Origin of the sequence: Erwinia sp. MYb416, assembly GCF_037479575.1 — a bacterium.
GTDB classification, from domain to species: Bacteria; Pseudomonadota; Gammaproteobacteria; order Enterobacterales; family Enterobacteriaceae; genus Erwinia; species Erwinia rhapontici.
On the sequence record NZ_JBBGYT010000438.1, the window covers coordinates 264,428 to 277,687 of the forward strand.

The following is a 13,260-nucleotide window of genomic DNA, read 5'->3' on the forward strand; positions in this document are numbered from 1 at the left end:
TTATACAGTATTATCGGAGGGGGCTATGCGTAAAATCATTCACGTGGATATGGACTGCTTTTTTGCCGCAGTGGAAATGCGCGATAACCCCAGCCTGCGTGATATCCCCATCGCGATTGGCGGCAGCGAAAAACAGCGCGGCGTCATCAGCACGGCGAATTATCCTGCGCGGAAATTTGGTGTGCACAGTGCGATGTCAACGGCGATGGCGCTTAAGCTCTGCCCGCACCTGACGGTGATTCGGGGCCGCTATGACGCTTATAAAGAAGCCAGCGCCCATATTCGTGACATCTTTTCCCGCTATACTGCCCTGATTGAACCCCTGTCGCTTGATGAAGCTTACCTGGATGTCACTGACAGCCAGCATTGCCATGGATCGGCCACGCTGATCGCGCGTGAGATCCGCGATACGATCCAGCAGGAGCTGAATCTCACCGCATCAGCCGGGATAGCGCCGATTAAATTCCTGGCAAAAATCGCCTCCGATATGAATAAACCTAACGGCCAGTTTGTCATTACGCCGCAGCAGATGCCTGACTTCCTGCTGGCCCTGCCGCTGGCGAAAATTCCCGGCGTGGGAAAAGTCACGGCGCGTAAGTTAGAAGAGATGGGGCTGAACACCTGTGCCGATGTGCAAAAAACCGATTTGGTCACCTTGCTGAGGCGGTTTGGTAAGTTTGGCCGCGTGCTGTGGGAGCGCAGTAATGGCATTGATGACCGGGAAGTCATCACTACCCGTGAGCGTAAATCTCTTGGCGTGGAGCGGACGCTGTCGGAGGATATTCATAGCTGGGAAGCCTGCCTGGAAATTATCGACCTGCTGTACGATGAGCTGGCACGACGGCTGGATAACATTAAGCCGGATCGCCAGATTGCCCGTCAGGGCGTAAAACTGAAGTTTAATGATTTCCAGCAGACCACGCAGGAGCATGTCTGGCAGGTACTGAATAAGGCCGATCTGATTGAGATTGCGCGAAAAAGCTGGGATGAACGGCGTGCAGGGCGCGGCGTGAGGCTGGTGGGATTGCATGTGACGCTGCTGGACCCGCAGCTGGAAAGGCAATTGTTATTGGGATTGTAAGAGCGTGTCAGGCATACCTGACCCCTGCGAGTGTCGCGATTGTGACAGGGCGCGGGGCATGCCTGTATAGAGGCTGTCGTAGGGGCGAGGCAGGCCTCGCCCGTATCATATGCGCAGCATTACTTAACCGGGATCGCCTTCAACAGCGCAGTCAGCAGCTGCCAGTACAGGTCAACGCTTCCAATATGCACCTGCTCATCCGGGGAGTGGGGTCCGGTGATGGTCGGGCCAATCGATACCATGTCCATCTGTGGGTACGGTTCTTTAAACAGACCGCACTCCAGACCGGCGTGGATAACCTGGATGTTCGGGGTTTTATCGAACAGTTTTTCATAGGTTTCACGCACCAGCGCCATCACCGGTGAGGTGGCATCCGGCTGCCAGCCTGGATAGCTGCCTTTGGCGAGGGTTTTCGCCCCGGCCAGTTGGCCGAGCGCAGTGAGCATTTCCACCACGTACTCTTTGCCGCTGTCGATCAGTGAACGGATCAGTGAGTTGATCTTCGCTTCATTGCCTTCAAACGTCACCACACCGACGTTCAGTGAGGTTTCCACCACGCCTTTCATTACATCTGACTGACGGATCACGCCATTCGGTGTGCTGTTCAGCAGAGCGATAAACGCATCACGGCTGGTGGTGCTCAGAGCCTGCTCCGCATGGGCCAGATCCTCGACCACCACGGCAATGTTTTTCTCTTTCAGGCTCAGCTCATTTTGCAGCGTCAGCAGATAGCCGGCTGCCAGTGACTTCAGCTTATCGAGGTTCGCAACAGGAACCGCCAGCGTGGCGAAGGCTTCACGTGGGATCGCATTCCGCAGCGTACCGCCGCTGAAATCCACCAGACGCAGGTCAAGATCCGCCGCATGGGAGAACAGGAAGCGCGCCAGCAGTTTGTTGGCATTCCCCAGACCCACGTGAATATCACAACCGGAGTGACCGCCTTTCAGGCCTTTCAGCGTCAGTTTCACCGTCTGATAACCGGCCGGAACCGCTTCACGGGTCAGCGGCAGTGTGCTGGTAAAGTCGATACCGCCAGCACAACCCATATAGATCTCACCTTCCTCTTCGGAATCGGTGTTAATCAAAATATCGGCCTGCAACCAGCCTGCTTTCAATCCGAAGGCACCGACCATGCCGGTCTCTTCGGTCATGGTCAGCAGCACTTCCAGCGGACCATGTTCCAGGCTGTTATCAGCCAGCACGGCCAGAGCTGAAGCCATACCAATACCGTTATCGGCACCCAGCGTGGTGCCGCGTGCTTTTACCCACTCGCCATCGATCCAGGGCTGAATCGGGTCTTGGGTAAAGTCATGCACCGTGTCGTTGTTTTTCTGCGGCACCATATCAAGGTGCGCCTGAAGCGCCACGGGTTTACGATTTTCATAACCCGGCGTGGCAGGTTTACGGATCAGGATGTTACCCACCTGGTCGCGCTCATTACAGAAACCCAGCTCCGTCGCCCAGGCGATCACATGGGCAGCCAGTTGTTCTTCATGATAAGAAGGATGGGGAATGGAGCAAATTTTGGCAAAAATATCCCACAATGGTTGTGGGGATAATTGAGACAATTCAGACACGATAACTCTCCTGTGTCAGCACTCCCTTTCTGCCGTGCAGGCAGGAAGCATGCGCTGATATCGGTTGGAAAATTCCCGTCAGCGAATCTGACGCGATGGCAAAAGAATATCACCGATTTCTGACACATGCTCACGATGCCCCAGGAAAAAAGGGGGATACAAGGTGCAGCGGGCTGGTTTTTAGTGCCTCAGATCACTATAATTTCGCGCAACCGCTCCCCTTGCACAATTTTTAAGCCAATTTCATTGGCCGGGATTCTTTTAATGAGTGAAAAATACATCGTCACCTGGGACATGCTGCAAATCCATGCCCGTAAACTGGCCGAGCGCCTTCTGCCCGCTGAACAGTGGAAAGGCATTATTGCCGTCAGCCGTGGTGGTCTGGTACCTGCCGCCTTACTGGCGCGTGAGCTGTGTATCCGCCACGTCGACACGGTTTGCATCTCCAGCTACGACCACGATAACCAGCGCGAAATGACCGTGCTGAAGCGTGCAGAAGGGGATGGTGAAGGTTTCATCGTGATCGATGACCTGGTGGACACCGGCGGCACTGCACAGGCTATCCGTGAGATGTACCCGAAAGCGCATTTCGTGACGATTTTCGCTAAACCAGCCGGACGCCCGCTGGTGGATGATTATGTTATCGACATCCCGCAAAACACCTGGATTGAACAGCCGTGGGACATGGGCATTGCCTACCTTCCCCCGCTGGTAAAAAGCTGATTGATTCACTCTGTCATCAGAGACATTTAGTGTGTTAGATCAAAACACGCCCGATTCTGTCGGGCGTGTTTGTTTTTACCCTTCGCGTGAAACTCCCTGCTACGGTAGACTCAAATCCTACCCGTACGCCAGAGGAACGCCCTGTTATGTCGCCGAAAAACCTCAGCGAAGAACTCTTCAAGCCGCGTTTTAAACACCCGGAAACCTCATCGCTGGTGCGACGTCTGCATCATCATCGCCCGTTGAGCATCCAGTCTGCGCTGGATGGCGAAACCCATGCCGGCTGGTATCGGATGATTAACCGCCTGCTGTGGACCTGGCGTGGACTGACGCCGCAGGAAGTGAGTGAAGTGCTGGCACGTATCGCCGTCAGCACCGTTGAACATACCGATGATCAACTGCTGGATACGGTGATTGGCTATCGCGGCGGCAACTGGATCTATGAGTGGTCAAAGCAGGCGGCGCTTTGGCAGCAGAAGGCCACCGAATGTGATGATGACGCGCAAGCGGGCCAGTACTGGCTCCATGCGGCACACCTTTACAGCGTGGCGGGCTATCCGCATCTGAAAGAGGATGAACTGGCAGAGCAGGCGCAGGTGCTGGCCAGCCGTGCTTATGAAGAAGCCACCCACCGTCTGCCTGGCGAACTGAAAGCACTGGAGTTTGCTATTCCTGGTGGCAGCCCGGTGACCGGTTTCCTGCATATGCCGCCGGACGTGAAAGCCCCTTATCCGACGGTGCTGCTGTGTGGTAGCCTGGATGCGCTGCAAAGCGACCATTACCGTCTTTTTCATGACTACCTTGCCCCGCGTGGCATTGCGATGCTGACGCTGGATATGCCATCGGTGGGCTTTTCCTCTAAATGGAAACTGACCCAGGATTCCAGCTTCCTGCACCAACAGGTATTGCGTCAGCTGGAAAATGTGGCCTGGGTTGATCACACGCGCGTCGCCGCCTTTGGTTTCCGTTTTGGGGCTAACGTGGCGGTCAGACTGGCCTATCTGGAAAGCCAGCGCCTGCGCGGCGTAGCCTGCCTTGGGCCAGTGGTACACAGCCTGCTTAGCGATACCAACTTACAGGATCGCGTACCTGAGATGTATATGGATATGCTGGCCAGTCGCCTTGGCATGTCAGGGACATCCGACAGTGCATTACGCACTGAACTGAGCCGTTTCTCACTGAAAATTCAGGGACTGCTGGGCCGCCGTTGCCCGACGCCGATGCTGTCCGGTTACTGGGCTCATGACCCGTTTAGCCCGGAAGAAGAATCACGGCTGATCACCAATTCCTCCAGCGCCGGGCGTTTGTTAAAGATTAACACCTCCCCGGCGATGGCGAATTTTGATAAAGGCCTGCGTGACATTTGTGACTGGCTGGCGCAGCGCTTAGACGTATGAGTTGCTAATATTCAATAGTTTGCTACAACTATAGACTCAATTATGGAGGTTTTAACGATGACGTTACCGAGTGGACATCCTAAGAGTCGGCTGATCAAGCGCTTTCACTCTTTGGGTCCTTACATCCGTGAAGGCAAATGTGAAGGCGACCGCTTCTTCTTTGATTGCCTGGCCGTTTGCGTCAATGTGAAACCTGAACCGGAACTGCGTGAGTTCTGGGGCTGGTGGATGGAGCTGGAAGCCCAGACTGACCATTTCACCTATGAGTATCACTTTGGTCTGTTTGATAAAGAAGGCAACTGGAAGCCGAGCACGGTAAAGGGTAAGGATAATAATGCCCGTCTTGAAGAGACGTTACGTAACTTCCATGAGCGTTTAAAGGCGCAGTTAGCAGAGATCGAGCTGGGCCTGGTTCCGGCAGCCGGTTTTGCTGACAAGCCGGTTAAACTGACCGCGTAGTCCTGCCTGTTCATTCCTGACCCCCCATAAGAAAAGGCTGGATTGCTCCAGCCTTTGTTTTAGACACATAACGAGGGGTAAATCATTTATCGCTGTGGCAGTGGCGTGTCACAGCGTCAAAGGGATTAGAACTGGTACATCACACCTACAGCAACGATATCGTCGGTGTTCAGGTTCAATTTGTTGTCATCGCTCAACAGGTTAACTTTGTAATCGACAAAGGTAGACATGTTTTTGTTGAAGTAGTACGTCGCACCGATATCAACAAATTTGTACAGATCAGCATCACCAACGCCATTTTCCATATCTTTGCCTTTCGTCTGCACATAGGCCAGTGATGGACGCAGGCCCCAGTCGAACTGGTACTGTGCCACAACTTCAAAATTCGACAGTTTATTCACATAACCTGACACGGCGGTTGTTGTGCCGTTAGCCTGAGTGAAGGTTGCACCGCTGTTGATTGGGTTCATGTTACGCGTTTCAGCGTAGGTCGTTGCCAGGTATACACCGTTGTTGTCATATTTCAGACCGGTTGCCCAGGCTTCCGCTTTGTCACCAGAACCGAATGCCGCATTTTTCTGGCCAAGGCCTGGTGTAGTCTCATTGGCGATCAGGCGGTTAGAAGAAGAAAATGCCCCATTGACACTCAGACCATCAATGATTTTATAAGAAAGAGATGCGCCGTAACCATCGCCGTTACTCACGTTACCCGCACGTGTTGATGAAGCGTCGTTTTTACCCTGATACTGCAAGGCAAATTTCAGACCATCGACCAGACCGAAGAAGTCGTTGTTACGGTAGGTCAGCATGCTGTTACCACGGGTCAGCATATAGGTGTCAGCGCGGGTGTAACCGGTGCCGCCGAACTCAGGCATCATATCGGTCCAGGCTTCCACGTCGTAGATCACACCGTAGTTACGGCCGTAGTCGATAGAACCAAAATCGTTCAGTTTCAGACCGGCGAAGCCCAGACGGGTTTTGTTACCGGCTTGCGCATCAGCACCGCCTTCTGAGTTGCTGGCGCTGAAGTTGTATTCCCACTGGCCGTAACCGGTCAGTTGGTCGTTAATCTGGGTCTGGCCCTTGAAGCCGATACGGACGTAGGACTTGTCAGCGTTGTTGCTGGCATTGGTGTCCGCTTCACTCATGTAACGCATTGCTTTAACTTTACCGTAGAAATCCAGTTTGTTGCCGTCTTTGTTATAGACTTCTGCGGCTTGTGCAGCGGTGGACAGGGCCAGAGCTGCGGTTAAGATTGCCAGTGCGCTTTTCTTCATCATTTTGCTATCAATCCCGAAAGAGTAAAAGTAATAAACGGCCCGAAGGCTCTGTTCGAAGCACGGACTTTTTACCCTTTCTCCATTAAAGTTTTATTACAGTTTTCAACACTTCTTGTTAATTGCGAACTTTTGGACTAGCAAGTGGTCAGGGCTTTTTCGCCCTTTTCCCGCGCTGGCTGTTGGCTTCGGGCACCACACCTGCTAAAACGTTTCTTTGTACTCTTTTTTACGAAATGGCAGGAAATAATGAGCAGCAGCCAGACCCTGGTGGTGAAACTGGGGACCAGCGTACTGACCGGCGGATCGCGTCGGCTGAATCGGGCCCATATTGTGGAGCTGGTGCGTCAGTGCGCACAGCAACATGCCGCGGGCCATCGGATTGTGATTGTGACCTCTGGCGCGATGGCGGCAGGACGTGAGCACCTTGGCTATCCTGAACTGCCCCCGACCATCGCCTCTAAGCAGCTGCTGGCTGCGGTGGGGCAGAGCCGTCTGATCCAGCTGTGGGAACAGCTGTTCTCGATCTACGGTATTCATATCGGCCAGATGCTGCTGACCCGCGCAGACCTTGAAGATCGCGAGCGTTTCCTTAACGCCCGTGACACCATGCGCGCGCTGCTCGATAACCATATCGTGCCCGTCATCAACGAAAATGACGCGGTCGCCACTGCTGAAATCAAAGTGGGTGATAACGACAACCTCTCTGCGCTGGCGGCTATCCTTGCTGGTGCCGATAAGCTGCTGCTGCTCACCGATCAGCAGGGATTGTTTACTGCCGATCCGCGTAATAATCCGGAAGCCGAACTGATCCGCGATGTTCACGGTATCGACGATGCGCTGCGTGCGCTGGCGGGTGACAGTGTTTCAGGCCTGGGAACGGGCGGTATGGCGACTAAACTCCAGGCGGCGGATGTGGCCTGTCGCGCCGGTATTGATACCATTATTGCGGCCGGTAACCGTCCTGGTGTGATTGGTGATGTGATTGCCTCCAACCCGGTTGGGACCCGCTTCCACGCTTTTGAAACCCCGCTGGAAAATCGCAAGCGCTGGATCTTCGGTGCGCCTCCGGCCGGTGAGCTGGTGGTGGATGATGGGGCGCTGTCAGCGATTCTGGAACGCGGTAGCTCCTTGTTGCCAAAAGGTATCCGTGAAATTAGCGGCAACTTTTCCCGTGGTGAAGTGATCCGTATTCGCAGTTTGCAGGGGCGCGATGTTGCCCACGGCGTATCGCGCTATAACAGCGATGCCATGCGTATGATTGCCGGACATCACTCCCAGCAGATCAGCGAAATTTTAGGTTATGAATATGGTCCGGTGGCGATACATCGTGACGATATGATTGTTTCTTAAGGAATACGCATGCTTGAACAAATGGGTAAGGCCGCTAAGGCCGCTTCGTATCAGCTGTCGGTGCTGTCGACCGCACAGAAAAATCAGGTGCTGATGACGATTGCTGACCATCTGGAAGCGCAGAGCGCATCCATACTGGCCGCCAACGAACTCGACCTGGCAGATGCACGCCAGAACGGCATGAGTGCCGCACTGCTGGACCGCCTGATGCTGGATCAGACGCGCCTGAAAGGGATTGCCGATGATGTGCGTCAGGTGTGCCGTCTGGCCGATCCGGTGGGTGTGGTGATCGACGGCGGTAAGCTCGACAGTGGGCTGCGTATTGAGCGCCGCCGCGTGCCGCTGGGTGTGGTCGGCGTGATTTATGAAGCGCGTCCGAACGTGACCGTGGACGTTGCCAGCCTGTGCCTGAAAACCGGTAATGCGGTGATCCTGCGCGGTGGCAAAGAGACGTATCGCACCAACGGTGCCACCGTGCGGGTGATTCAGGATGCCCTGAAACAGCATGGTCTGCCAGCAGGTGCGGTGCAGGCGATTGAAAGCCCGGACCGTGAGCTGGTGAATCAACTGCTGAAGCTCGACCGTTACGTGGATATGCTGATCCCACGCGGCGGTGCCGGGCTGCATAAGCTGTGCCGTGAGCAGTCCACCATTCCGGTGATCACCGGCGGTATCGGCGTTTGCCATATCTATGTTGATCGCAGCATTGAACAGGATGCGGCACTGAAGGTGATCGTTAACGCCAAAAAACAGCGTCCAAGCGCCTGTAACTCGGTGGAAACCCTGCTGATTGATGCGGCGATTGCCGACACGTTCCTGCCTGCCCTGAGCGCCCGGATGGCGCAGGAAGGCATCAGCCTGCATGCGGATCCGCGCTCGCTGCCGCTGTTAAGCAACGGTCTGGCCAGCGTCAGTGCGGTCACTGAAGCGCAATATCGCGATGAGTGGCTGGCACTGGATCTGAACGTCAAGCTGGTGGACTCACTGGATGAGGGCATTGCCCACATCCGTGAGTACGGCACGCAGCACTCTGATGCGATTCTCACGCGCACCATTCAGAATGCTGACCGCTTCGTTAACGAAGTGGATTCGTCGGCAGTTTACGTCAACGCCAGCACCCGCTTTACCGATGGCGGCCAGTTTGGTCTTGGCGCCGAGGTGGCGGTCAGTACCCAGAAGCTGCATGCACGTGGCCCGATGGGACTGGAAGCACTGACCACCTATAAGTGGGTGGCGTATGGTGACGATACGGTGCGCGTTTAACGAATAAAAAGAGGCGGTTGAAATGGTTACGCTTTCCCAGCTTTTACCCTTTGCCGCCATCGCCCTTGGGATGGTGTTAACCCCCGGCCCTAATATGATTTACCTGATCTCGCGCTCCCTTTGCCAGGGACGCAGGGCCGGGTACATCTCTTTGTGCGGTGTAGCGCTGGGCTTTATGTTTTACATGATTTGCGCTGCGCTGGGGATTACGGCATTGGTGATGGCGGTGCCGATGGCTTATGACGCACTGCGCTTAGCCGGTGCGGCCTATCTACTGTGGATGGCATGGCAGGCACTGTTCGGGGGGAAATCCCCGTTTCAGCTGCGCGATCTGCCACCGGACAGCCCGCGTAAGCTGTTTACTATGGGGTTGCTGACCAATCTGCTGAATCCCAAAACGGCGGTGATCTATCTCACCCTGTTGCCGCAGTTTATCCACCCGGAACAGGGCAATGTCCTGGCGCAATCCCTGACGCTGGGTTTCACGCAGATCGCCACCAGTATGCTGGTGAACAGCCTGATTGTTTTTGCCGCTGGTACCATTGCCGCCTTCCTTGCCAGCCGCCCCGGCTGGCAGAAAGCCCAGCGCTGGCTGATGGGAACGGTACTGGCGGGGCTGGCGGTCAAAATGGTGATGGATAAACGCTGAACGGGCCGCCCGGCAGGGCAGCCCACACGTCATCTATCCCTGTCGTGCATGCGCCGCCGCTTTGCGGAACAGGGCATCATCGGGCCGAACGCCGGTATACAGCGCAAACTGTTCCACTGCCTGAATAGCAAACACTTCAGAACCGGTAATGACAGTCTTCTTCTGGCTGCGCGCGTACTGTACCAGCGGTGTCAGTTCCGGTAACGCCACCACTTCAAAAATCACGCTGGCAGCGTCAATAGTCGCACGATCAAATGACAATGCATCGGCATCTGCACCGCCCGCCATTCCGGTAGGCGTGGCATTGATCAGCAGCCCAGGCTGTAGCCCTTCCAGGTCAGCACGCCATTCAAAACCGTACAGCTCCGCCAGTTCGCGCCCACTGGTTTCGTTGCGTGCAATAATATAGCCCTGATGGAAACCGCTGTCTTTTAAGGCGCAGGCCACCGCTTTTGCCATGCCACCGCTGCCACGCAGAGCGAAGGTCAGTCCGGTGGGGACCTGATACTGTTTCAACAGGTTATGGATGGCAATATAGTCGGTGTTATAAGCCTTCAGGTAACCCTCGGTATTGACAATGGTATTCACCGAATTGATGGCTTTGGCGGAGGCGTCCAGCTCATCCAGCAGCGGAATGCAGGCCTCTTTAAATGGCATTGAAATGGCACAGCCACGGATACCCAGCGCCCGCACGCCGCCAATCGCCGCGCTTAAGTCTTTGGTGGTGAAGGCTTTGTAGAGGTAATCGAGATCGAGGGCGTCATAGAGATAGTTATGGAAACGGGTGCCAAAATTGCCGGGCCGTGCCGCCAGTGACATGCAGACCTGGGTGTCTTTATTCAGATTTTTGGTCATCGGGTTGTCTCTGTGAAGGGAGTGGCATCCAGCATGGACTAAAATCACGAGATAAAAAACTGCTGAATTCGCTGACAAATTTCCCCTTTTAAGCAGAACAGAGCGTCAAAGACGCTATTTATCTATTTTGTTGATTAATCAAGATTTCAGAGATTAAATTTCAACATTTTGTTTAGTTTTCTGGAGTGGAATGCTAACCTGCTGGGCGATAATCTCCTCATTGTTGAGAACCTGATTGATGACGGACAGAGCGTATTACCACAACGACAGCCTCGAAATGACCAGCGAAGTGATCAGCTGCCAGCCGGATGACAATGGTCAGTACCGGGTGATCCTCTCTTCAACGCTGTTTCATCCGCAGGGCGGTGGGCAGCCCTCTGACCAGGGAACGCTCGGGGGGATTGAGGTGGTGAAAGCCAGCCAGGAAGAGGGGCAGGTGATCCATCTGTTGGCAACCAGCGTGCCGCTCGGGCCGGTGGCGATCAAGGTTGATGGGCAGGTGCGCGTGCACCATACCCGCATGCACTCGGCCGGGCATCTGATCGGTGTCGTCGGCGAGCAGTTTGGCTGGTATGCCACCAAAGGTGATCATCGCCCCGGTGCCGGGCGCATTGTTTTTGCACCGGGAGAACAGCCTGTGAAAGCCGTGGACGTGGCAGAACTGGAGCGCCTGACCCAGGCGCTGGTGGCGGCAGATTTGCCACGCGTGCTGAGTGAGCAGGAAGGGATGCGTAAAGTCACCTGGGGAGCGCTGCCTGCTTACGCCTGCGGCGGTACGCACGTATTGTCGACCGCGCAGGTTGGCCTGGTGCGCATCACCAGTGCCAAAGAGAAGAAAGGGCAGTTATCCGTTCAGTACGAACTGGACTGAGGGTCAGCCGCGCAGTGCGGCGGCCATTTTTTGCAGGTGTTCAAGGCTGCTGGTGGCACCGCCGCAGACAATGACCAGCAGGTTTTGATAAGCGGCGATCTGCGGATGCTGGTCATAAACCACGGCAAGGCTGGCCCCGCAGGCCGGTTCTACCAGCACCCGGTGATCGTCAAGAAAGCGTTCGCAGGCGGTGACGGCGGCAAGATCTGACACCAGCAGGCTGTGTATCGGATGTTCACCGGCGCAGCGTAGCGCCTGGTCGCACACCCGCTTTGCGCCCAGCGAAGAGGCAATACTGCGGATCTCCGCCAGTTCGACGCTCTTCCCGGCGGCCTGCGCCGCATGGAAAGATGCGGCGCCTGTTGTTTCAACGGCCAGCACAGGAACGTCCTGCCAGCCATTACGCTGTAGCCCGGCCACCACGCCCGCCAGCAAGCCGCCACCGCCCACCGACAGCAGCACGGCGTCAGGTTTCATCCCGCTCTGCGCCACTTCATCAATCATCGTTGCGTGCCCCTGCCACAGCAGCGGATCGTCGAACGGATGCAGAAACGCATCCTGTTTGCCCGTCAGTGACTGTGCATATTGATTCGCTTCCTGCCAGGAGCTGCCGTGTACGATCACCTCAGCGTGCTCCTGCCGCAACAGCTCCTGTGCCCGCAACGGGGTGGTTTCCGGCACCACAACGGTGACGGGCACACCGAGATGGCGCCCGGCCCAGGCCACGGCCAAACCGGCATTGCCCCCTGACGAAGAGACAAAACGCTGTGCCCCCCGGCGCTGCCAGGTTTCGCAGGCAAGGCCAATACCACGGATTTTAAAGGAACCGGGCGGCTGTAACGCCTCCATTTTCAGCATCACTTCGCGGCCTGCCAGCAGGCTTAACGGGCGTGAAGAGAGAAGCGGGGTGGTGATATGCAGGCTCATAAGGTGCTCCCTGACTGTTCGTCGCGGATTTCATCCAGATAGTTGTAAATGGTGTAGCGGGTGACGCCCAGCGCTGCTGCGGCTTTCTCAATCCCGCCCTTGACGATAAACATACCGCGATCCTGCATTTTTCGAACCGCCGCCAGTTTGGCCTGCTTACGCGACACGCGCAGGTTGCCATTCAGTTCACTCAGCGAGTCAGCAATGATATCCGCCATTAGCTGCCCCATATCCACGCTCTCTTCTGTTTGAGGGGGCGGCGCGTCTGCGTTGAGCAGGCTATCAAGGCAGCGTTTCGCCGCCAGCAGTTCGCTGTTATCAGTATTGATGCAGAGTGCGGCAAACGGCTGACCATTGCTGTCACGATAAAGTGCGGTCGCGCTGCGCAGGGTCTGGCCGTTTTTACCCCGGGTGGGATAGTCAGGGATCACTGTCGGCGTCGTATTGCTCGCCTGTGCGTTATCGTTGAGCAGCGCGCGCAGCCCCTGATCCTCTAAGGGAACAGCCAGTACCGGGCTGCCTGGCACGCGGCCGGTGATATGACCGTGAGTGATGGCCAGCACTGATTTTTCCGGGTGTTCCAGGTCATGCAGAACGATTTCAGTATTACGCCCAACCACACTGCCCAGGGCTGTGATTGCGGCGTTCAGGGTTTGCAGGATCAGTGCGCGTTCGCGGGCAATATCTGGGGAATGTGATGTCATAATGACTCAACGAGGGTAAGAGAACAGAATGCAGTAGGTTATCAACAGGATGTTTAGCTATCAACATTTTGTTGATTTTAAGCGAGGATATCGTTTAACAGGCCACTTGCAAAACCTGTAGGCG

13 protein-coding genes are annotated in these 13,260 nt (G+C 55.5%); 8 read left to right on the top strand and 5 right to left on the bottom strand.

Annotated elements, in window-relative coordinates; all coding sequences use genetic code 11:
- Window positions 1-25 precede the first annotated feature (25 nt).
- Window positions 26-1,081: a DNA polymerase IV gene (gene dinB, locus WH277_RS10660; RefSeq protein WP_159337620.1), complete on the top strand. Its 1,056-nt coding sequence runs from the start codon at window positions 26-28 to the stop codon at window positions 1,079-1,081.
- Window positions 1,082-1,200: 119 nt separating this feature from the next.
- On the opposite strand, the gene pepD is transcribed toward dinB, so the two are convergent.
- A complete protein-coding gene (pepD, locus tag WH277_RS10665) occupies window positions 1,201-2,658 on the bottom strand; it encodes a beta-Ala-His dipeptidase (protein WP_339505614.1) in 1,458 nt (485 codons plus the stop codon).
- Between the two features lie 264 nt (window positions 2,659-2,922).
- On the opposite strand from pepD, the gene gpt reads away from it, so the two are divergent.
- From gpt to crl, 3 genes are all read left to right on the top strand, one after another.
- Window positions 2,923-3,381 (top strand): xanthine phosphoribosyltransferase, encoded by a 459-nt coding sequence (gpt, locus tag WH277_RS10670; protein WP_133846223.1) that lies wholly within the window; start codon window positions 2,923-2,925, stop codon window positions 3,379-3,381.
- A gap of 146 nt (window positions 3,382-3,527) precedes the next feature.
- Window positions 3,528-4,778: an esterase FrsA gene (gene frsA / locus WH277_RS10675; RefSeq protein ID WP_339505616.1), complete on the top strand. Its 1,251-nt coding sequence runs from the start codon at window positions 3,528-3,530 to the stop codon at window positions 4,776-4,778.
- 57 nt (window positions 4,779-4,835) lie between these two features.
- Window positions 4,836-5,237: a sigma factor-binding protein Crl gene (gene crl, locus WH277_RS10680; protein WP_133846225.1), complete on the top strand. Its 402-nt coding sequence runs from the start codon at window positions 4,836-4,838 to the stop codon at window positions 5,235-5,237.
- A 125-nt stretch (window positions 5,238-5,362) separates the two neighbouring features.
- Here crl and WH277_RS10685 read toward each other — a convergent pair whose 3' ends face one another.
- The gene (locus WH277_RS10685; RefSeq protein ID WP_272952614.1) at window positions 5,363-6,517 is read right to left on the bottom strand and encodes a porin; all 1,155 of its coding nucleotides are present in this window, start codon (window positions 6,515-6,517) and stop codon (window positions 5,363-5,365) included.
- A gap of 246 nt (window positions 6,518-6,763) precedes the next feature.
- Between WH277_RS10685 and proB the strand changes: the two genes are divergently transcribed.
- The 3 genes from proB to WH277_RS10700 are packed head-to-tail and all read left to right on the top strand — an operon-like array spanning window position 6,764 to window position 9,779.
- Window positions 6,764-7,867 (top strand): glutamate 5-kinase, encoded by a 1,104-nt coding sequence (proB, locus tag WH277_RS10690; protein WP_133846226.1) that lies wholly within the window; start codon window positions 6,764-6,766, stop codon window positions 7,865-7,867.
- A gap of 9 nt (window positions 7,868-7,876) precedes the next feature.
- Window positions 7,877-9,130, top strand: a complete 1,254-nt coding sequence (proA, locus tag WH277_RS10695; protein ID WP_159337624.1) for a glutamate-5-semialdehyde dehydrogenase — start codon at window positions 7,877-7,879, stop codon at window positions 9,128-9,130.
- Between the two features lie 22 nt (window positions 9,131-9,152).
- Window positions 9,153-9,779 (top strand): LysE family translocator, encoded by a 627-nt coding sequence (locus WH277_RS10700; RefSeq protein WP_133846228.1) that lies wholly within the window; start codon window positions 9,153-9,155, stop codon window positions 9,777-9,779.
- A gap of 33 nt (window positions 9,780-9,812) precedes the next feature.
- On the opposite strand, the gene WH277_RS10705 is transcribed toward WH277_RS10700, so the two are convergent.
- Window positions 9,813-10,634: a shikimate 5-dehydrogenase gene (locus WH277_RS10705; RefSeq protein ID WP_159337626.1), complete on the bottom strand. Its 822-nt coding sequence runs from the start codon at window positions 10,632-10,634 to the stop codon at window positions 9,813-9,815.
- A gap of 238 nt (window positions 10,635-10,872) precedes the next feature.
- On the opposite strand from WH277_RS10705, the gene WH277_RS10710 reads away from it, so the two are divergent.
- A complete protein-coding gene (locus tag WH277_RS10710) occupies window positions 10,873-11,505 on the top strand; it encodes an alanyl-tRNA editing protein (RefSeq protein WP_171148806.1) in 633 nt (210 codons plus the stop codon).
- A gap of 3 nt (window positions 11,506-11,508) precedes the next feature.
- Here WH277_RS10710 and WH277_RS10715 read toward each other — a convergent pair whose 3' ends face one another.
- Window positions 11,509-12,432: a pyridoxal-phosphate dependent enzyme gene (locus WH277_RS10715; protein WP_133846231.1), complete on the bottom strand. Its 924-nt coding sequence runs from the start codon at window positions 12,430-12,432 to the stop codon at window positions 11,509-11,511.
- A complete protein-coding gene (locus WH277_RS10720; protein ID WP_212813789.1) occupies window positions 12,429-13,136 on the bottom strand; it encodes a helix-turn-helix transcriptional regulator in 708 nt (235 codons plus the stop codon). The genes WH277_RS10715 and WH277_RS10720 overlap by 4 nt, the downstream gene beginning before the upstream one ends.
- Window positions 13,137-13,260: the final 124 nt, after the last annotated feature.

Excerpts from the sequence above, each read along its gene's own strand:
- dinB (WP_159337620.1), top strand. The coding sequence starts at position 26 with ATGCGTAAAATCATTCACGTGGATATGGACTGCTTTTTTGCCGCAGTG.
- gpt (WP_133846223.1), top strand. The coding sequence starts at position 2,923 with ATGAGTGAAAAATACATCGTCACCTGGGACATGCTGCAAATCCATGCC.
- frsA (WP_339505616.1), top strand. The coding sequence starts at position 3,528 with ATGTCGCCGAAAAACCTCAGCGAAGAACTCTTCAAGCCGCGTTTTAAA.
- crl (WP_133846225.1), top strand. The coding sequence starts at position 4,836 with ATGACGTTACCGAGTGGACATCCTAAGAGTCGGCTGATCAAGCGCTTT.
- WH277_RS10685 (WP_272952614.1), bottom strand. The coding sequence starts at position 6,517 with ATGATGAAGAAAAGCGCACTGGCAATCTTAACCGCAGCTCTGGCCCTG.
- proB (WP_133846226.1), top strand. The coding sequence starts at position 6,764 with ATGAGCAGCAGCCAGACCCTGGTGGTGAAACTGGGGACCAGCGTACTG.
- proA (WP_159337624.1), top strand. The coding sequence starts at position 7,877 with ATGCTTGAACAAATGGGTAAGGCCGCTAAGGCCGCTTCGTATCAGCTG.
- WH277_RS10700 (WP_133846228.1), top strand. The coding sequence starts at position 9,153 with ATGGTTACGCTTTCCCAGCTTTTACCCTTTGCCGCCATCGCCCTTGGG.
- WH277_RS10705 (WP_159337626.1), bottom strand. The coding sequence starts at position 10,634 with ATGACCAAAAATCTGAATAAAGACACCCAGGTCTGCATGTCACTGGCG.
- WH277_RS10710 (WP_171148806.1), top strand. The coding sequence starts at position 10,873 with ATGACGGACAGAGCGTATTACCACAACGACAGCCTCGAAATGACCAGC.
- WH277_RS10715 (WP_133846231.1), bottom strand. The coding sequence starts at position 12,432 with ATGAGCCTGCATATCACCACCCCGCTTCTCTCTTCACGCCCGTTAAGC.
- WH277_RS10720 (WP_212813789.1), bottom strand. The coding sequence starts at position 13,136 with ATGACATCACATTCCCCAGATATTGCCCGCGAACGCGCACTGATCCTG.